Below are 18,045 nucleotides of genomic sequence, written 5' to 3' on the forward strand. Positions count from 1 at the left end.
AGAAACTATGAACCTTCGACTCACCGACCTATATGAAACTGACTTTTATGCCTGGACTCAAAAACAAGCAGAGTTACTACGTCAGCGTAACCTAAATAATCTTGATTTTGAGAATCTGATTGAGGAAATAGAGTCGTTGGGTAAACAGCAACAGCAAGAATTAATAAGTAGATTAACTATCCTCATTGGTCATTTATTAAAGTGGGAATATCAGCATACGAATAGGTCTAGAAGTTGGATTAGGACTATTAGAGAGCAGCGTAGACAAGTCACAAAAATCATCAAGAAAAACCCTAGCTTAAAATCGATGTTAGATGAAGCTATGAAAGAAGCTTACTCAGATGGAATAGACTTAGCTATTGACGAAACAGGGTTAGGTTTCAGAACTTTTCCCTCAGAAATTCCTTACACTTGGGAACAAATAGAAAACCAGAATTTTTACCCAGGATTACTTAATGATTCTGATAGAGATTTACTTGAACTGTATGGAATAGGTAATGAATGATGGTTGGGGTTGCGATCGCACTTCAATTCATTCTAAAATTAATAAACCAGAACTGCAAGAAAAATCAAATGATGAAGCCACTCTATAGTAAATAATGAAAGAAACTATTGGTAAGCAAATACATCAACATTGATAGACTTAATAGGTTGTGATTCTCCATGTAACATTTTTCTAATTTTTTCGGTTGTTTCGCGGCTAAATGTAACTTCACCACAACGAGAACATACCTGAGCAGGAATTTGTTCTACAAGATAGAATTTTCCATTGATTTGAAAAACCTCATTGACTTGTTCTGTATGGGATTCTGTTGCATTACAAACATGACATTGAAACATTGTTATCTCCTTTGGGAATAGTTAATCCATTGATTAGGATCGGGTTCATAAATAGTAATAATTTTAGTTATATCTGATTCTTGACGGGAAACTTGAATATGTAAAGCTTTACCTGAGCGAGTGAATCCTAAAAGTAAGCAGCTTGGCGAATATTTATCTTCTGGGTAATCTTCGATAATTATAACATTTTCACCAATTTCTCTAATTTCCTGTTCGCTGATGTTTCGTTCAACAGCACGCCTAAAAGCATGACGGCTAAAGTCGAATTGACCAGTTTGCAATTGATGGCGAATTTCTTCAATTTCTTTCACATCAATTTTCCATTATTACCTTTTCAATCAATTTTATAATAGTTGCGATCGCACACCAACCAATTCTAAAATCAAGAAACCCCAACCGCAAGAAGAATAAAGTCTATTTGTAGGGTGCGTTAACGCCAGTGTAACGCACCATTCCACATATTTGTGCAGTAGATAAGTTCTGGAGAAGTTAAACGTAAAAGATAGTATGGCATATCTGAGTAGTAATGCAGTTATTCCTGAAGCGAAATTAACAAAATATTTGCTAGTATGGAGACCGAAAGATGATAAGTCTGGATTTCTAGCCCAAGCGGGTTATACTCTTGATAACTGGCAACAACTAGAACGTGATTTAAAAAGCTTATTAATAAATGAAGCAAGTTTAGATAGACAAACTTCTTTTGGTAATATCTATAAAATTGAAGGTATATTAGTTGGCTCTAATGGAGTTAGTATTCAAGTAGCGACTTTCTGGATTGTCGATTCTTTTTCTAATGAAACTAGGTTTGTAACACTTCTGCCCAATTAAAAGAGGTAAATTATGAAATTTGAAATGTTTTCCGAAGTAATGTTAAAAGAAGATATTCCTGAATACAACTTACCTAAAGGAACTTCTGCAATTATAGTTGATTATTGTCCTAGACCGGAAGGGCAGGAAGATGGTTATGTTTTAGAAGTATTGAATGCAGAAGGCGAGGGATTTACAGTTGTTGCTTTGCCAGCTTCAAAAATTGAATCGGTAGCAGCAACAGTTTAAATGCGTAACAAGTTAAAACATCAATATCTCGAAGACGTAAACCAACTGTAATAGCTGAATGAATATGTTCATCCATGTAAAGTGCTAGGCTCATTTCAATAGCCCTTGAGCGCGTAATCTAGCAGCAAAAGGAGATTCGCCAGCTTCTATTTCTGCTTGTTTAATATAGTCTTGCGATCGCACACCAACCCATTCTAAAATCAAGAAACCCGAACGGCAAAAAGAATAAAGTTATGAAGCGAACTTTTACAGCAAGCGTATGGCAAGAGGGTAGTTGGTTTGTGGCTCAATGTTTAGAGGTTGATATTGCTAGCCAAGGCGAGACGGAAGCAGAAGCATTGAGTAATTTGAGTGAAGCTTTGTCGCTGCATTTTGAGCCACCTTTAGCCACTATCACTCGACAAATGTAGTGTTATAATGTTACTCTCAACAGAGCGATCGATTAATTCCATGATTGTAACTGATTTATTACCAATGCTGCAAAATTTATCCCGCGCTGATAAGCTACGAGTTATCGAGTTTTTGGCATCGGAATTGGCTAAAGAAGAAACTATTTCTACCCTCAAACATGGACAAACTTATGAAGTTTGGTCGCCTTATGATGCTTTTGAAGCTGAGACTGTCCTGGGAAAAATGTTAGAGGAAGATCGAGCAAATCAAGATGCTTAATTCAGAAAGATATCCTTTTATTGAAAGGCGCAATGATTCAGGAGAAAGAGTTTTTGCGCCATATTTACCGATAACATTAAATTATCAAAATCTTTCTTTGCAGATATCTGGGCTATTGGATACTGGGGCTAGTGTTAATGTTTTGCCTTACGAAATTGGATTACAATTAGGGGCAGTTTGGGAGGAGCAGAAAATTTCAGTTTTATTAACAGGTAATTTGGCTCGATTTCCGGCGCGTGGTTTAATTGTCTCAGCTACAATTGGTCAATTTACACCTGTTCGTTTGGCTTTTGCTTGGACGCAAGCTAATAATGTTCCTTTGATTTTGGGGCGGCAGAATTTCTTTGCCGAGTTTGATGTTTGTTTCTATGGTTCTCAGTTAACTTTTGAAATTTGTCCCAAACAATCCAGAAAGAGGTAAGTTATTAAAGTTGCGATCGCACACCAACCCATTCTAAAATCAAGAAACCCCGATCGCCAGAAAAAATCAAAGAATCAACCGTAGGGGCGAAGCATTTGGACATAAATTGTCGCCCAAATGCTTTGCCTCTAAAAACCCTACAAATTTTCCATCATTTTCTCTCTCATCCAGCCGATAATATCTGCAATTAAATTTGGTTGACTCGGTGAAAATGTTTGCAAAAACCCCCATCCCCTATCCCCTTCCCCCGCAACGGAGGAAGGGGAATTATTCTTACTCCCCCTCTCCGTCGCGGAGAGGGGGTTGGGGGGTGAGGTAACAACACAAATCGCGCCATCAAATTTGCTCAATGCTGTCAGAAAGGGAAGGCTAAATCCTGTGGGTGTGGCTGTGAGTGCTGTGGAATCGTAGCAGATGAAAAACAGGGGAATTTCGCTATTGCGGCGGGTAAATGTCCTAACTTGAGGCTTTGTGTGGTAATGGTAACATCGGTATTAATGATTTCTATAAATCTTGATTCCAGGCTTTATAAAAGTCTGGATAGGTCATGTTCTGGGCACAGTGCCAGAGAACTGAGTAGGATTCTGAAATTCTTTCATTTACTTGTTCTTCCTGCAAATACTTCTTCAAGTGTAATACAACTAACTGCAACTGATTGCTTTGAGAGATTGCCTTAAGACTATTAACAGTTTCTCTTTTGATCTCATTATTAGTTGTATTTAATAGCTTAACCAACGCCTCAATAGCCTTGGTATTATTTGGATCGATTTGTGCTAAATTATGAGCGGCTTCTAAAACAACCTTTTCCTTTTTGTCGAGTAGGGATTCTAAAACATCTATGGATTTCTTATTACCAGGGTAAATTTGCGCGTATCTAATAGCCACTTTCTTAAGAACCTCGATATTATCACTTTTATATAGTAGGTCTTTTAGCGTCTTGCTTGCTTCGTTATTACCAGGGTCAATTTGCTCTAAACTTTCAGCAGCTTCTATGAGCGCTTCCTCATTCTTAGTTTGCTTCAGCATTTTAGTCAAAGCGTCGATCGCTTGCTTATTCTCGATGGCAATTTGTCCCAATTTATGAGCAACTTCCCCACGAATGTGTTCATTCCGCTCCTGCAAAAGATTAATTAGTGCGTCGATCGCCTTATCCTTGCCAGAGCAAATTTTCGCTAAGCTATGGAAAGCTTGTCTACGAATCTCCACACTTTTATTTCCCTTGAGCAACTTAATCAGTTCATTGATTGCTTCTTCATTTCCCGGGTCAATTTGCCCCAAACTTTCAGCCATTTTCTTACGGGTGAAGTCTTCTTTAGCATTTTCCAAGAAGTAAGTCAGCATAGCAATCGCGTCTTCATTACCAGGGTCAATTTGCCCCAAGCTCTCAGCCACTTTCCTACAAAGTTCCTCATCCTCCTCATCATCCATTGTCTGTAACAGTTCAGTAAGGGTGTCGATTGCTTGCTCATTTCCACGGGCTATTTTACTTAAGAGCAAAATCAATCGATCTAATATTGTTTGATTTTCATTTTCTTCAATTTTCTTAATTGTTTTTTTAATTACTTGCTTATTTGTAGTACCAATTTTTTCTAACATTTCAGATAATTTCTGAATGTTTTTATTATTTTTAGTAGATCCTAAAAGTTCAATTAAGGTGTCGAGCGCGTATTCGTTACTTGGGTCTATTTGCGCCAAACTCTCAGCCACTTGCATACGAGTCAACCAATCGTTTTCTTTAGTTGTTTCCAACTCATCGGTCAAAGCTTTTATGGCTCTCTCATTTCCAGAGCTTATTTGTCCCAAGATCTTAGCCACTTTCCGACGAATAGACTTATGTTCAATTGTATCCAACTGATTAGTCAAAGCTCTGATCGTTTCAAGGCGATCGGTTTCTCTTAAGGCTTCTTTAGCTCCGTTTAAAATCCATTCTGGCGTTTTATCATTAGAATCAGCAATAGCCGACTTAATGATAGATTCCATAATTTTCTTAGTCAATTTACAGTTCTTAAACTCGGCTATACCTGCTGCTGCTAGAAAATACGCTCGATAATGATAAAAATCTTTACACCCATCGTTAAACTCTATTAGGGCTTTAATAAATGCTTCTTTCTGCTCCTTTATCTTGTCTCCCGTCCGTCCCAGCCAAAGCAAAATCACCTCTTTCCACTGGGGTTCAAAAATGCGATATTTGCTCTCTGGTACTGGCTTAGGGTTGCGATTATCGTGTGATCGGGGTAAAAAATAATTCCAATCATCAATAGCCTGTGCTGCGAAATATTCTTGAAAAGTGGGATGGAAGAAAGCATAAACTGCATCATCCGTCTCTTTGTCTCGGTCTACCAAATTTAGCCAACCCAGGTCGCAAGCAAAATTGAACATATCTTCAGTCATTACCTCATGGGCTAGACTCTCTTCTAGTCGAAACCTAACCTTGCTGTTGAGTCCTGCCAAGGCTAATTTTCCCAACGCTTTGTTCAATTCTCCCTGTTGAGCCTTTATAGATTTTCCATGTTTTCTGTCATATTCTGCTTGTTTCCACTCGTAAGAATATTGAGTAAATTGCCGATAAAGAGCCGCTTTTGTTTCCGGCAAGTCAACTTGGCGGTTATACCAGATCTGACATAATAGTGCCAAGCGTAAGGGATTTTTCACCAATTCGCGGATGCGCTCTTTTCGTGCTTCGTTTAGCTTGCTTTGTAATTTTTCCCCTAAATCCTGAGTCTGTAACTGTGACTGTTCTGTAGTTTTCTGCTGGCTAGGAGCATTAGCAAACCACTCGTGAATAAACTGCTTAACCTGATCCGGTTTAAACTCCAGAGTGCGATAGGTGTTGAAGCCTGAGAGTGTATTGTTGTTGCTGGCATCCCAGACATTGAGACGACAAGTCAGGATTACCCGCGCTGGAGCAAGCCAGCCTATTAAATAGTCCTCGATTCTGCGTAATGCCTCGACGGGTGAGATAGCTGCCATCTCATCCACTCCATCCAACAGCAGCCATACCTGACCCGTGCGGAATAGTTTAATTAGCTCGTCTCCGATTGCTGGGGTTACGCGCACCGCTTCCGAGTCAATAAATGGCAGTGCCTCTTTCAACCAATTTTCTCGTAAATAAACCTCTAGTTTTTTACCCTCTAACCCTCCCAGCGAGATACAAATTGGCAAACCTTTGTCGTTTTTGAGTATCCAAGATGCAATATTCCATAGGAGGGTGGTTTTTCCAGCTCCCGGTTCCCCAATAATAGCAATATGCTTGTTTTTGCCTGCTTGGTTTTGTTCTTGCCCGATCGCTTGTTCTAGAAAATCATCATGTTCATAAGTCTTAACTATGACTTCCTCCTCAGTTAACTGATACACCTCCTCCATAGAAATATCTCCACTACGTCGCTGCTGTTGTTTGCGCTCCACCAATCCCATAGGTACATAGACATTCAATTCGCATCCTAGCTCAGTGGCTTTACGCCTGAGTCGTCGGTTGTTTTGCTGCTCTTCTAAGACTTTCCCGCAGACTTCGAGCCAGTTTATTTCTGTTGGTGTGGTTGTTGGTGTGGGTGGGTTTAAGTCTTTTGGATCTACTATATCTGTTACTTCCAAACCCAAAGCTTTGCAAATCGAAATTGCAGACTCCTTATCTACCGCTTCTCCCCGGAAAAACCGCTTAACGGTTGATTCGTCCACTTCCGCTTTTCCGGCGATATCTAAATAAGTCCAAACTTTATCTTTATCGTTACGTTTAGCAGCTTTCGCCGTTGTGAGTTTTTGCCGTCCTTCTTCAGTTGCGGGAATACCACGTTTGCGGGTTTCTCTCATAGTTGAATTCGATGCAGTTGCCGATATTAATAGCTTAGTCTGTCTCTGCCGTACTTTGGGGGTCAGAAAGGGTAATTTAATATCTGACCTAAATTAACTGATACTGAATTGCTGGGGTTTGTTATTTCTAAATTATCGAATTTAGGAACAGCACATGAGTACCCAATTATTATTGAAAGCTATCCTTTCTCAAAATCCAAAAATTCAGCTTTTCATTTTGTTAGCTTTGCTCAGTTATTCGCACTATCAAAACATCAAAGTTCAACCAAAAGCCAAATTGATAAAGCGTAAGTTAATTCGGGTAAGTTCGCAGTTATTCGAGTTTTTAAGTGTTAATTTTATCAGTTGGTTCGATCCATTTTCAGGAATTTGTGTTGGTTTTTGTTTCTTACTTTGGCATTTGGTACAAGTTTTGATTGCAGAAAAAGAGGGAGATAAAGAATAACGGGGATAATATCGCGAAATTGTAGGGACACGGCATCATAAATCTATTGAATGAGAGACAAATATTAATTATGCCGTGTCCCTACAGGATTTTTGAATTAAAATTATCCGCAATTATTATTCCCATGCCATCCACCAACCGGAATCAATTATTGTTTCTCCTTGGTAGGTGAAGTAGAGAAAATCGTGTCCGCCTCGCCAATAATAAATTAAATATTCGTAATCTCCTTTTGGTTTATTTTGGCGGGTATGTTCTATTAAAGTAAAAAAGTTATCTCCTTGGGTGGAAGTGCGATCGCCCTTCCCCATCAACTGAATAATCTCAGATTTACTATATCTCCCCGTTCCCAAACAATCACCAAGTTGATTCATTACCTGCTGTTTTCGCCCATTCCATTTATCTACATCTTCGTTCCAAATACCGCCGCCGAAGTGTCCGGGAATTGTTCGCAAATTATTATATTCTACCGCTAATTCTTCTACATTACAAGCGTTTGTAGGTAAAGAATTAGCAGCTAATATCCAAGAGTTACCTAGCAAAAATAACATAAAAACCAGGAATAATTTGTTGTAATATCTTCCCATATTTCTTTTTTTATGAGGTTTTAGGGTCAATCGTTGCGATGATTTCTCCTGTTTGAGAGGTATCGTAACCGCCAAGGGAAATTAACTGAGAGTGAAGGCGTTGGTGTCCGAGAATGTTGAGGAATTGTTGCACGGGTTTTTCCTGCAAGTAATCTTTAATAATTACTAAATCGTATTGTGATTTATGTAGGGGTACGAATCCTAATCCAAAGGCGGTTGCTACTGCTTGAATACTGACTCCGGCATCAGCTTTGCCACTGGCAACTGTTCGCGCAACTGCAACATGACTATTAACAGTTTGGTTAAATCCTTTGACGGCAGTAAAGGGAATTTTGGCTTGATTTAGTAGGTATTCTAATAATTGACGACTGCCAGAACCTAGTTCTCGGTTGACAATAGTAATTGGCGCGTTGGCTAAGTCTGCAACTGTTCTCAATCTTTTGGGATTACCTGGTTGTACTAACAGTCCTTCTGACCAATAACCTAAGTTAATTAATACTAGTTTATGATTGGTCGATATGTTTTTGATAAAGCTAATATTATGGGAGTTGGTTTCTGGGTTGTATAAGTGCATTCCGGCGATATGAACTTCGCCTCTGAGTAATCTTTCTAGTGCTTCCATGCTGTTGGCAAAACTCCAGTGAACTCGCAAGTTGGGATACCATTGTTCTGCGACTTTTGCCCACAGGGAAAGTACTGGGGTACAGGCTGCGATCGCAACTGTCTGCTTAATTTTATCCTGAGAATCCCAAAGTTTGACAATGATTTTATTATCATCAGTTTCTCGCCAACCTTCCCCATCTGCGGGAATCATTTCCGTCCGAAATGCTTCTTCTCCCAACAACGGATAAGCAATTAATCTTCCCCCTACTTGCGCTAAATTCATTCTTAATTTCTGCGCTACTGGCACTGCTTGGGTGGGAATTGCTTCTACATCACTACATTCTTCTTGCAACCAAAATAAATCTTCTACTTGACATCCCAATACTTTTGCTAAACGTAAAGCTATTGTCGCTGAAGGGGCATATTGTCCAGATTCTACACCACTGATGGTTTGCCGGGAAACTCCGGCTATTTTCGCTAAATCCTGCTGACTTAAGCCTAAGCGGATACGAATTTGCTTTAAATTGTTACGTAGCTCACTTTCCGCCTTCATTACTGATTCCTTGTAGCAAACTTTTCTCAATACCAAGACTTTGACAACATTAACTTTACTAAATTCACCTATCTGTTAATAAAGTAACCATAAAAAAAGTATTACGATATACGCAAGTATTTCGTACAATGTGCTTAAATATTAGCATGACATGATATCACCGCCTCAACGCTAAAAGCCTTACTGCCAGATAAGGTTTTTGCCTAAAGGTTGGTGAAATCTAGTAAATGAAAAGAGTAAACGCTTTATTTTAGTAATCCTCTCCCTATTACTGCTCAATTTATTGGAGAGTAGTTGATGTTAGTTTGGTTTGAAGTAAACGGTTATACAGTTTTGTTGGATTCAGATGTTGCGCCGGGAAAGGCGAAGTCTGAACGGAGCAGTTATGGTGAGGTTTTGTTGAGCGATCGCCTTTTCCAATCACTAAGAAGAATTAATCCTAATGTTCCCTCAATAGCGATTAAAGAAGCGATTAAAAAACTTAATTCGATTCCTGGTGATACGCCCCAAGCCAAAAATAATAATTTCCGCAATTTTTTGCTAAATGGGATGACTATATCTTACCAGTTAGGTAAGTATAAACTTTGTAATGAATTGAAACTTGTAGATTATTATAATATTCAAAATAATGATTGGTTGGTGATTCAAAATTTTACAGTTTTCGAGGGAAAGGTTCGCTATTCGCCAGAAATTGTCATTTTTATTAATGGATTGCCTATTGGTATAATTGATTTAATAGAAACTAATTCTGATGCAATTCCCTTAAGGAGAAATTGCGGAAAAATAAAATTTTGCAACTATAAGTTACCAACAATTTTTTCTTATGTGCAAATTTTAGTAATTTCCAATGGCAATCAAGCCAGAGTTGGCAATCCTTACCTTAATTGCGAACAATTTATTCCTTGGCACAGTATATGTAGAGAAGAGAAGTTAATTAATGGAGTAACTGAATTAGAAATATTAATTCAAGATTTTTTTGATAAGCGCTCTTTTTTCAAGTCAATGAAAGACTTTATTGAGTTTACCCAGATACAAGTGGATACCTTACCTAAAGAATGTAAATGTCGTTTATAGAAGGGGACTGGGGACTGGGGACTAGGGACTGGGACAGTTTTGAGTTAGGGAGAAAGTCCTGAATTTTAAGTTATTTCCTCTGCTCCCCTGCTCCCCTGCTCCTCTGCTCCTCTGCTTCTCTTAAGAATTATGTTTGGGTAAACGCAGTCTTTTAGAACTAAGGGGACTGAGAATTTGGTTAAGTAAACGTAATTGTTCGGGTGTACCCATGCAAATCATTGCATCTCCCGCTGATAAAAGTGTATCTGCTGTTGGGCCGCCAATTAAAGTACCATCGGCGCGACGAATGGCGACTACTAAAGCACCGGATTGACTTCTTAGACGTGCATCTTTTAAAGTTTGACCGACATAAGGACAAACTTGGGGATCTAAAAGGAATTCTTCCATGTAGAACGATCGATCCGTCCCCGTCAAAATCCCATCGACAAAATCCATTACTTGTGGTCGTAATGCCGCTGCTGCCATGCGTTTACCACCAGTAATATAAGGAGAGACTACCGCATCTGCGCCGCCACGTTGTAACTTGGTGACAGCTTCTTCTGTGCTCGCACGAGCGATCGTTCTCACTGATGGATTAAGCGTTTTTGCCGAAAGTACAGTATAAAGATTTTCGGCATCTGAAGGTAACGCCGCCACCAAACAAACTGCCCGTTCAATGCCCACTTTTACCAAAGTTTCATCTAATGTAGCGTCACCTTGGATGGTCACGTAACCCATTTCTTTTGCTAATTCCACAGATTCAGGATCGGAATCAATAATGATAAAAGAAATGCCTTCAGCTTGAAACTCCTGAGCAATTTGCTTGCCAGTCCTTCCATATCCACATAAAATATAGTGTTCTTTTAAATTTTCTATCAAGCGTCCCTGCTGCCTCAGTTTTCTACCTTGTTGAAAATAACCTTGAATGATTGCTTCTGTAAATCTATTAACAATGTAACCGATCGTAATGATTCCTAATCCAATTAAAACTATAGTAAATATTCGACCGCGACTTCCTAAAGGTCTAGTTTCTCCATAGCCAACTGTAGCTAGGGTAATTACTGTCATGTAGATAGAGTCTAACCAATCCCATCCTTCGATAAACTTGTACCACAGTGTACCGAGTAGAAATATAGCAATGAATGCGATCGCTCCACCAATTAGCTGTTTTTGCAGGCGTTCATACCTAACCTCAATAGCTGTTTGTGAAAATAATCTTTTTTTAGAATTCACAGAAGTAGAAGCTTTTTGTTAGCTGTTTAATCATATACAACAGTAGAATACCAATTGCTCCGTTAAATTTGATAGTAGGAAAATAAAAAATGTATGTATTAATTGCTGGAGCCGGACTAGTCGGCATAAACTTAGCTCAAAAGCTGGTAGAGTTGGGGCATACGGTAGCGGTAATTGATATCGATCCTAATGCCTGTCGCTATGCTCGCGAACAAGTGGGAGCAATGGCTTTTGAAGGTAGTGCTGTAAGTACGGAAGTTTTACTAGAAGCGGGAATTCGTAAAGCTGACTCTGTAGCTTCTGTTTTACGGAGTGATGCTTTGAATTTAGCAATGGTAACTTTGGCTAAACATTACGGTGTTTCTCATATTATCAGCCGAATGCGACATCGAGATTTTGAAGCGCCATTGCGTTTGGCGGGAGCGCATCATATTATTAGCACGATCGATCTAGCAGTTTCTACTATGGTAAATGCGATCGAATATCCTGAAGTAGAATCGATGATGCACTTTGAACAAGGGCAAATCGAAGTATTAAAATTAGCCATTCCTGAACGTTGTAATGTTGTCGGACGTAGTGTAGCCGAAGTTGCTCAAGATTCTCGATTTCCTACAGGTTCTTTAATTATTGGTTATCAACCTCATCCTCATACGGATTTAGTCATTCCTAATGGCAGTACTGTTTTAGAATCTGGTTCAACTATATTAATTGTGACTAAACCAGGAACTTTACATCAAGTGATTGATTTTATTGAAGGTTGTCCTTAATCGCTACCCAGATCCCTTAGATCCCCGACTTCTTGAAGAAGTCGGGGATCTGGGTATCTTAGATCCCCGACTTCTTGAAGAAGTCGGGGATCTGGGTATCTTAGATCCCCGACTTCTTGAAGAAGTCGGGGATCTGGGTATCTTGATTAATCATCTTCTAATTGTAAAAGTTGTCGATCGATATTACGAATGCGGTTTTGGGCAATTTCGTCAGAAATAATCCGTTTTCTGATAGCTTCGTTTAAAGCGCCTTTTTCTGCTAATAATAAACGCCGTTTAATTGCATCAAACTTGCTGCGATTACTATCATTAGTATCAAATTCATCTTCCCGACGGTTATATAAATCTCGTAATGCTTTTTCGGCAGCGGCGACTTTGACTTGGTAAGTCGATCGCATTTCCTCATAAATTGATTTTGGCAAAACTCCCGCCTTTAATAAACTATCTAATTCATCTTGTGCGGCTTTAGAAGTCATTAATTGAGCTTGCAATTCTTCTGTTTGCTGACGAAACTCGGAAAAATGAGAAAGTTTCAACTGTCGCACGAACCAAGGTAAACTTAATCCCTGTCCGACTAAAGATAATAAGACAGTACCAAATACCAAAGCAATTAATCTTTCTCTTCCGGGGATAGTTGCGGGTAAACTAAGAGCTAAAGCCATTGAAAGAGAGCCTTTAATATTACCAAAAAATAGGACGTGCTGCCAACGTAAAGGAATTGGGCGATCGAACCAACGCACTCCCCATAATAATGGATAAACAGAAAGTAATCGCCCCACTTGATAAGCGACTATTGCCAGTAAAACTGCTGGCAAAGTCTGCCAGATAGTAATCAGATCGATTTCTAACCCAATTAGCAAGAAAATAAATGTATTAACCCCAAAACCTGCATATTCCCAAAAACTCAACAAAGCAATTCGACTCGATGCCGAAATATTCCCAGAAATCCCTAGATTTCCCACAATTAATCCGGCTACTACCACAGCCACAACACCAGATACACCAATAAATTGTCCAAATTGAAAAGTACCCAATGCCACTGCTACTGTGAGTAACATACTGCTTAAGGGATCGTCAGAACGAGTGAGCAACCCAGTACTTAAATAACCCAAAGCTAAACCTACTAAAATTCCACCAACAATCACCACAAAAAGCTCTTGCAATCCATCGAGGAAAACCAACTTACCAGTAGAATTCACCTTGAGAATTAAGCTGAATAAAACCAAAGCTACACCATCATTAAATAAACTTTCTCCTTCGACAATTGTGGAAAGTCGAGGCGGTACTGGCACTTCCTTAAATACAGCAATTACCGAAACAGTATCAGTAATCGCTAAAATTACTCCAGCTAATAATGCTGGTATCCAAGACAAATTGAGTCCAAATTTTAATAATAAAGCTGTAATCCCTGTGCAAATTAGCACGCCGGGTCCCGCTAGGAGTAAAATCGGTTTTACCGTGCTCCGTAAACGGCTAATATCTGTATTAATTGCGGCTTCAAATACCAGAATAGGCAAAAATAGATTGAAAATTAGGGACGGATCTAAACCAATTCTCCGAGGTAATAGCTCAGTAATTGCTAAACCTGCTAACACTAAGCCAGTAACATAAGAGACACGGAACTGTCGGGATATTAAGGCAACGCCAGTAGCTACTAATAGCAGAATAATCAATGCAATGACCAATTCCGCAAATTTTGCTTCGGAGGAAGGGTTTGCGGTGTTAGAATTGGCAAGGATAAACTGTTGCAGAAAGCACGACATAAATATTCAACCCAGAGTTACAATACCCAAATATGCAAAATTTTGGATCGTTGGCATATCCTGCAATACAGGTTTGGTAGCCTCGATCGATGTAGCTGACAAACCAAACCAGTAAAATTGCATCGGAAAAAAGTTTTGAATTAAGGATTGAACAGTGATCATAGAAGTTGTTGAAAAGTCTAAAGTAACTACAGAGTCAGGATCAGAGACAGATAAGTACGATCCCGCTAGCTTCGATCAGTTTGTCATGTCCACTTACGGACGCTTTCCTCTTGTGTTGGAAAAAGGCGAAGGTTGTCGCGTGTGGGATAATGAAGGGCGCGAGTATTTAGATTTTGTAGCGGGAATTGCTACTTGTACCTTGGGGCACGCGCATCCGGTAATGGTAGAAGCTGTGACTAAGCAAATTCAAACTTTGCATCATGTTTCTAACCTTTATTACAATTCGCCGCAAGGTTTGCTGGCAAAATGGTTAGTAGAGCATTCTTGTGCCGATCGCGCTTTCTTCTGCAATTCTGGCGCAGAAGCCAACGAAGGCGCAATTAAATTAGCGCGGAAATATGCTCACACGGTTTTAAAAATTGATGAGCCTGTAATTTTGACCGCAAACGCCAGTTTTCACGGACGGACTTTGGCGACAATTACTGCTACCGGACAACCGAAGTATCAAAAGTATTTCGATCCCTTGGTGCCTGGTTTTCATTATGTAGAATACAACGATATTTCAGCGATTAAAAATGCGATCGCAGATATCGATACCGGAGACAGAAGAGTAGCAGCAATTCTCTTAGAAGCTTTACAAGGTGAAGGCGGAGTTCGTCCCGGAGAAAAAGAATATTTCCAAGAAATTCGCCAAATTTGTGACGACATTGGCATTCTTCTAATTATGGATGAAGTGCAAGTAGGAATGGGTCGCAGTGGCAAATTATGGGGATATGAAAATCTCGGAATTGAACCGGATATTTTCAGTAGTGCGAAAGGTTTAGGTGGTGGAATTCCGATCGGTGCAATGTTGTGTAAATCCAAATGCGACATTTTCCAACCCGGAGAACACGCGAGCACCTTTGGCGGAAATCCTTTTGCTTGTGCAGTTGCACTCGCTGTTTGTCAAACTTTGGAACAAGAAAACATTTTAGAAAATGTCCAACAACGTGGCGAACAATTGCGTGCTGGCTTGAAAGAAATTGCCGTTAAATATCCCGAAAAAATTACCGAAGTGAGAGGTTGGGGTTTAATTAATGGTATGGAATTAAACGCAGAAAGTAACTTAACTTCTGCTGATATAGTCAAAGCAGCAATGGCAGAAGGCTTGTTATTAGTTCCAGCAGGGCCAAAAGTTGTCCGCTTTGTTCCCCCATTAATTGTAACTGCTCCCGAAATTGATTCAGCATTACAAATTGTTGGAAAAGCGATCGCCAATTTAACTGCCTAAGTACGTTGTTGCGCTTTAGCGCTCTTATTAACAGTAGCGCTAAAGCGCAACAACGTACTTAATCATCACTGCTACGAATTTTTCCATCTGGCATAGTAGTTCTTTTGAGAAAACTTCTGCTTAAGTCAACGCCAACGATATTGGCATCTTGGAGAACTGTACCCATCAAGACAGCGCCACTTAAGTCAGCGTAACTAAGATCGGCACCTAAAAAGTTAGCGAAACTCAGAAGACTTAATCTCATGTCAGCACCACTTAAGTTAGCGTTAGTTAATTGCGCTTGCTTAAGATCAGCACCTACAATTAAAGCTTGGCTTAAATTAACTCTGCTCAAGTCGGCTCGCACTAGTCTAGCACCACTTAAGTTAGTTCCTTGTAAATTAGCACCTGCTAAATAAGCATTACGCAAGTCAGCTTCTCTGAGGTCTAATTGACTTAAATTAGCATCACTTAAGTCACAGCCGCGACATTGCTTAGTTTGTCGCAGTATTTCTAAGTGTTGGAGATTATAGGCATTCGCGGGAGTAGCCAAGCCAAGAATAGTGAACAAAACAATAAAAGCTAGTTGTTTGATTGTCATATTTCTAACAAAGTAACCTTTATTAGCATAGCTTGACTCCCTCGATTTAAAAAGTCACCAGATCCCCTCACAGATCCCCGACTTCTTCAAGAAGTCGGGGATCTAAAGGATCTAAAGCGGATGGAAATAGTCGTAGATTTGTTGTGCTAAACGCATACCGATTCCGGGAACTTCGGCTAATTGTTTGACGGAGGCTTCGCGGATATAATCGATCGAGTGAAAATGCGCGAGTAACTGTTTCTGCCTTTGAAAACCTAAACCGGAAATTTCCTCTAATCGAGAACGACGCATTTTATCGCTTCTTTGTTGCCGATGGAAAGTTACGGCAAATCGATGCGCTTCATCTCTTAATCTGCGTAATAGTTGTACACCTGGTTGTTCGGGATCTGTTTCTAGTGGTAAAGATTCGCCGGGAAGAAAGATTTCTTCGCGTTGTTTGGCTAAACTAACTACTCGCAAATCTTCTAATAAGTTCATTTCTTGAAGGACGGCGACAACTGCGGAAAGTTGACCTTTTCCACCATCGATCATGATTAAATCAGGCCAGTCAGAATCAGCATTTTGGTTTGATGAAAGGTCTGTTTCTGATGTTTTTGCATATTTCCGAAAGCGTCGCTGAATCACTTCGGCTAAACTGGCAAAGTCATCGGAATGTCCGGCAGTTACAGTAGGGTTTTTAATTTTGTAATGTCGATAGTGTTGTTTGGCTGGTAATCCATCAATAAATACTACTTGAGAGGCGACGGCATTTGAGCCTTGAATGTGGGAAATGTCGTATCCTTCGATGCGATGGGGTAAGTCTGGTAAGTCGAGAATGTTGGCTAAATCTTGTAAGGCTTGATTGTTGCGATCGCTATTTTTCCGCGTCCGTTCCAGTTCATATTTAGCATTACGTTCTACCATTTCGATCAGTTCGGCTTTAGTTTGTCTTTGGGGTGCAACAATGCTGACTTTTCTGCCTTTGCGATCGCTCAAATAAGTCGCCAACATTTCACTATCGGGTAACTCATGCTGCACTAAAATTTCTGTGGGAATTTCCACTGATTCAACATTTTGATAATGTTCTTCTAATACCCTTTGTAAAATTGCTCCTGCTGTACCCGATTTGGCTTCAGCATTAAATCCCAATCTCCCGACTAATCGACCTGCACGAATTTGGAATAATTGAATACAAGCGTGTTGTTCGTCGGTGGCTAGGGCGATCGCATCTCGCGAAATACTATCATTGGGTAAAGAGACTTTTTGCGCTGCATTTAAAGATTTAATTCCCTCAATTTGATCCCGAATCCTTGCTGCTACTTCAAAGTTTAATTCTTCAGCAGCTTTCTGCATATTTTCTGTCAGAATATCGATTAATTCTTCTGTCCTTCCCTGAAACACCATTGCGATTTTTTGAATGGTTTTGCGATACTCTTCAGGAGTAATTAAACCTTGGCAAACTCCCGGACATCTGCCAATATCATAGTTTAAGCAAGTTCGGTCTTTAAATAAAGGTTGGGGACGCTGACGTAGGGGAAATAAACGTTTCGCTAATCGTAAGGTTGTGCGTAACAATCCTGAGTCAACAAATGGCCCATAATAACGGTCTTTTTCTTTACCAATCCGCCGATTTCGAGTAATAAAAATTCGGGGATAATCTTCCGACCAAGTAATTAAAATGTAAGGATATTTTTTATCGTCTTTGAGTAAAACATTAAAGTATGGCTGATGTTGCTTGACAAGATTTGCTTCTAAGGCTAGTGCTTCCGCTTCCGTGTCAGTGACGATAAATTCAATATCGATGATTTGGCGCACCATCATGGCGATGCGATCGCTTAATCGCTGGGAATCGCGGAAATAGGAACTGACTCGCGATCGCAATTTTTTTGATTTACCGATGTAGAGGATGCGATCGTTCTCATCCTTCATAAAATAGACACCCGGTTCTTGGGGAATTTGCTTGAGGCATTTTTCTAAGCGTTCCGGGTCTTTTACCAATGGGAGGATTTTGGCAGAAGTAGTCATTCGATTTCGGATTTCAGATTTTAGATTTACCCTACAGATTAATCTGGTTGTTCAAACTCAGATTACAGGTCTTCTAGATGAATTTACAATCTCTCTTCCTATGATAGAAACTTTATTTATAAACTGTTCATGGATATTTGATTTTTTTCGGTAGTGTTACTGAAAATTGGCGGAAAATTATGACATAACTAGCCAAAAAACGATTCTTTGCTGAATAATTTTTACCCTACGAGTT

Annotated in this window: 20 protein-coding genes and 1 pseudogene; 10 read left to right on the plus strand and 11 right to left on the minus strand. The window is 39.6% G+C overall.

Annotated elements, in window-relative coordinates:
* The first annotated feature begins 7 nt into the window (after positions 1 to 7).
* The gene (locus ACE1CI_RS28010) at positions 8 to 505 is read left to right on the plus strand and encodes a DUF29 domain-containing protein (RefSeq protein ID WP_413262223.1); all 498 of its coding nucleotides are present in this window, start codon (positions 8 to 10) and stop codon (positions 503 to 505) included.
* 104 nt (positions 506 to 609) lie between these two features.
* Here the strand turns inward: ACE1CI_RS28010 and ACE1CI_RS28015 are convergent, their stop codons facing one another.
* Together ACE1CI_RS28015 and ACE1CI_RS28020 are read right to left on the minus strand one after the other, a co-directional pair.
* Positions 610 to 840, minus strand: a complete 231-nt coding sequence (locus ACE1CI_RS28015; protein ID WP_413262222.1) for a YgiT-type zinc finger protein — start codon at positions 838 to 840, stop codon at positions 610 to 612.
* A 2-nt stretch (positions 841 to 842) separates the two neighbouring features.
* On the minus strand, positions 843 to 1,151 hold the full coding sequence (locus ACE1CI_RS28020; RefSeq protein WP_413262221.1) for a DUF4258 domain-containing protein: 309 nt from the start codon (positions 1,149 to 1,151) through the stop codon (positions 843 to 845).
* 196 nt (positions 1,152 to 1,347) lie between these two features.
* On the opposite strand from ACE1CI_RS28020, the gene ACE1CI_RS28025 reads away from it, so the two are divergent.
* From ACE1CI_RS28025 to ACE1CI_RS28045, 5 genes are all read left to right on the plus strand, one after another.
* On the plus strand, positions 1,348 to 1,668 hold the full coding sequence (locus tag ACE1CI_RS28025) for a DUF6883 domain-containing protein (RefSeq protein ID WP_413262220.1): 321 nt from the start codon (positions 1,348 to 1,350) through the stop codon (positions 1,666 to 1,668).
* Positions 1,669 to 1,680: 12 nt separating this feature from the next.
* Positions 1,681 to 1,896 (plus strand): DUF4926 domain-containing protein, encoded by a 216-nt coding sequence (locus ACE1CI_RS28030; RefSeq protein ID WP_413262219.1) that lies wholly within the window; start codon positions 1,681 to 1,683, stop codon positions 1,894 to 1,896.
* Between the two features lie 233 nt (positions 1,897 to 2,129).
* Positions 2,130 to 2,306 carry a type II toxin-antitoxin system HicB family antitoxin gene (locus ACE1CI_RS28035; protein ID WP_413262218.1) on the plus strand — a complete coding sequence of 59 codons (177 nt, stop codon included), beginning with the start codon at positions 2,130 to 2,132 and terminating at the stop codon, positions 2,304 to 2,306.
* 7 nt (positions 2,307 to 2,313) lie between these two features.
* Positions 2,314 to 2,565 (plus strand): hypothetical protein, encoded by a 252-nt coding sequence (locus tag ACE1CI_RS28040; RefSeq protein WP_413262217.1) that lies wholly within the window; start codon positions 2,314 to 2,316, stop codon positions 2,563 to 2,565.
* On the plus strand, positions 2,558 to 2,986 hold the full coding sequence (locus tag ACE1CI_RS28045; protein ID WP_413262216.1) for a pepsin/retropepsin-like aspartic protease family protein: 429 nt from the start codon (positions 2,558 to 2,560) through the stop codon (positions 2,984 to 2,986). Before ACE1CI_RS28040 ends, ACE1CI_RS28045 begins: the two co-directional genes overlap by 8 nt.
* 137 nt (positions 2,987 to 3,123) lie before the next feature.
* Here ACE1CI_RS28045 and ACE1CI_RS28050 read toward each other — a convergent pair.
* Positions 3,124 to 3,435, minus strand: a pseudogene (locus ACE1CI_RS28050) (NACHT C-terminal alpha/beta 1 domain-containing protein); the annotation flags it as partial.
* Between the two features lie 55 nt (positions 3,436 to 3,490).
* Positions 3,491 to 6,793 carry a HEAT repeat domain-containing protein gene (locus tag ACE1CI_RS28055; protein ID WP_413262215.1) on the minus strand — a complete coding sequence of 1,101 codons (3,303 nt, stop codon included), beginning with the start codon at positions 6,791 to 6,793 and terminating at the stop codon, positions 3,491 to 3,493.
* 154 nt (positions 6,794 to 6,947) lie between these two features.
* Here ACE1CI_RS28055 and ACE1CI_RS28060 point away from each other — a divergent pair, with 154 nt between their 5' ends.
* Complete coding sequence (locus ACE1CI_RS28060; RefSeq protein WP_413262214.1) at positions 6,948 to 7,238, plus strand: hypothetical protein; 291 nt, start codon at positions 6,948 to 6,950, stop codon at positions 7,236 to 7,238.
* Between the two features lie 116 nt (positions 7,239 to 7,354).
* Here ACE1CI_RS28060 and ACE1CI_RS28065 read toward each other — a convergent pair whose 3' ends face one another.
* Complete coding sequence (locus ACE1CI_RS28065) at positions 7,355 to 7,786, minus strand: hypothetical protein (RefSeq protein ID WP_413262213.1); 432 nt, start codon at positions 7,784 to 7,786, stop codon at positions 7,355 to 7,357.
* Positions 7,787 to 7,832: 46 nt separating this feature from the next.
* A complete protein-coding gene (locus ACE1CI_RS28070) occupies positions 7,833 to 8,978 on the minus strand; it encodes an XRE family transcriptional regulator (RefSeq protein WP_413262212.1) in 1,146 nt (381 codons plus the stop codon).
* A gap of 297 nt (positions 8,979 to 9,275) precedes the next feature.
* On the opposite strand from ACE1CI_RS28070, the gene ACE1CI_RS28075 reads away from it, so the two are divergent.
* Complete coding sequence (locus ACE1CI_RS28075; RefSeq protein WP_413262211.1) at positions 9,276 to 10,052, plus strand: type I restriction endonuclease; 777 nt, start codon at positions 9,276 to 9,278, stop codon at positions 10,050 to 10,052.
* A gap of 120 nt (positions 10,053 to 10,172) precedes the next feature.
* On the opposite strand, the gene ACE1CI_RS28080 is transcribed toward ACE1CI_RS28075, so the two are convergent.
* Complete coding sequence (locus ACE1CI_RS28080) at positions 10,173 to 11,264, minus strand: potassium channel family protein (protein WP_413262210.1); 1,092 nt, start codon at positions 11,262 to 11,264, stop codon at positions 10,173 to 10,175.
* An 89-nt stretch (positions 11,265 to 11,353) separates the two neighbouring features.
* On the opposite strand from ACE1CI_RS28080, the gene ACE1CI_RS28085 reads away from it, so the two are divergent.
* Positions 11,354 to 12,031 carry a potassium channel family protein gene (locus ACE1CI_RS28085; RefSeq protein WP_413262209.1) on the plus strand — a complete coding sequence of 226 codons (678 nt, stop codon included), beginning with the start codon at positions 11,354 to 11,356 and terminating at the stop codon, positions 12,029 to 12,031.
* A 146-nt stretch (positions 12,032 to 12,177) separates the two neighbouring features.
* Here the strand turns inward: ACE1CI_RS28085 and ACE1CI_RS28090 are convergent, their stop codons facing one another.
* A complete protein-coding gene (locus ACE1CI_RS28090; protein ID WP_413262208.1) occupies positions 12,178 to 13,794 on the minus strand; it encodes a cation:proton antiporter in 1,617 nt (538 codons plus the stop codon).
* A gap of 6 nt (positions 13,795 to 13,800) precedes the next feature.
* Positions 13,801 to 13,956, minus strand: coding sequence for a hypothetical protein (locus tag ACE1CI_RS28095; protein ID WP_413262207.1), 156 nt, complete (start codon positions 13,954 to 13,956; stop codon positions 13,801 to 13,803).
* Between ACE1CI_RS28095 and ACE1CI_RS28100 the strand changes: the two genes are divergently transcribed.
* Positions 13,955 to 15,226: an aspartate aminotransferase family protein gene (locus tag ACE1CI_RS28100; protein ID WP_459563997.1), complete on the plus strand. Its 1,272-nt coding sequence runs from the start codon at positions 13,955 to 13,957 to the stop codon at positions 15,224 to 15,226. The two genes, ACE1CI_RS28095 and ACE1CI_RS28100, sit on opposite strands and share 2 nt — an antisense overlap.
* Before the next feature lie 58 nt (positions 15,227 to 15,284).
* On the opposite strand, the gene ACE1CI_RS28105 is transcribed toward ACE1CI_RS28100, so the two are convergent.
* Together ACE1CI_RS28105 and uvrC are read right to left on the minus strand one after the other, a co-directional pair.
* Positions 15,285 to 15,806 carry a pentapeptide repeat-containing protein gene (locus tag ACE1CI_RS28105; RefSeq protein WP_413263861.1) on the minus strand — a complete coding sequence of 174 codons (522 nt, stop codon included), beginning with the start codon at positions 15,804 to 15,806 and terminating at the stop codon, positions 15,285 to 15,287.
* Positions 15,807 to 15,917: 111 nt separating this feature from the next.
* Positions 15,918 to 17,810, minus strand: coding sequence for an excinuclease ABC subunit UvrC (gene uvrC, locus ACE1CI_RS28110; RefSeq protein WP_413263860.1), 1,893 nt, complete (start codon positions 17,808 to 17,810; stop codon positions 15,918 to 15,920).
* Positions 17,811 to 18,045 lie beyond the last annotated feature (235 nt).

The sequence above is a fragment of the Floridaenema flaviceps BLCC-F50 genome (assembly GCF_041929275.2).
Taxonomy (GTDB): domain Bacteria; phylum Cyanobacteriota; class Cyanobacteriia; order Cyanobacteriales; family Aerosakkonemataceae; genus Floridanema; species Floridanema flaviceps.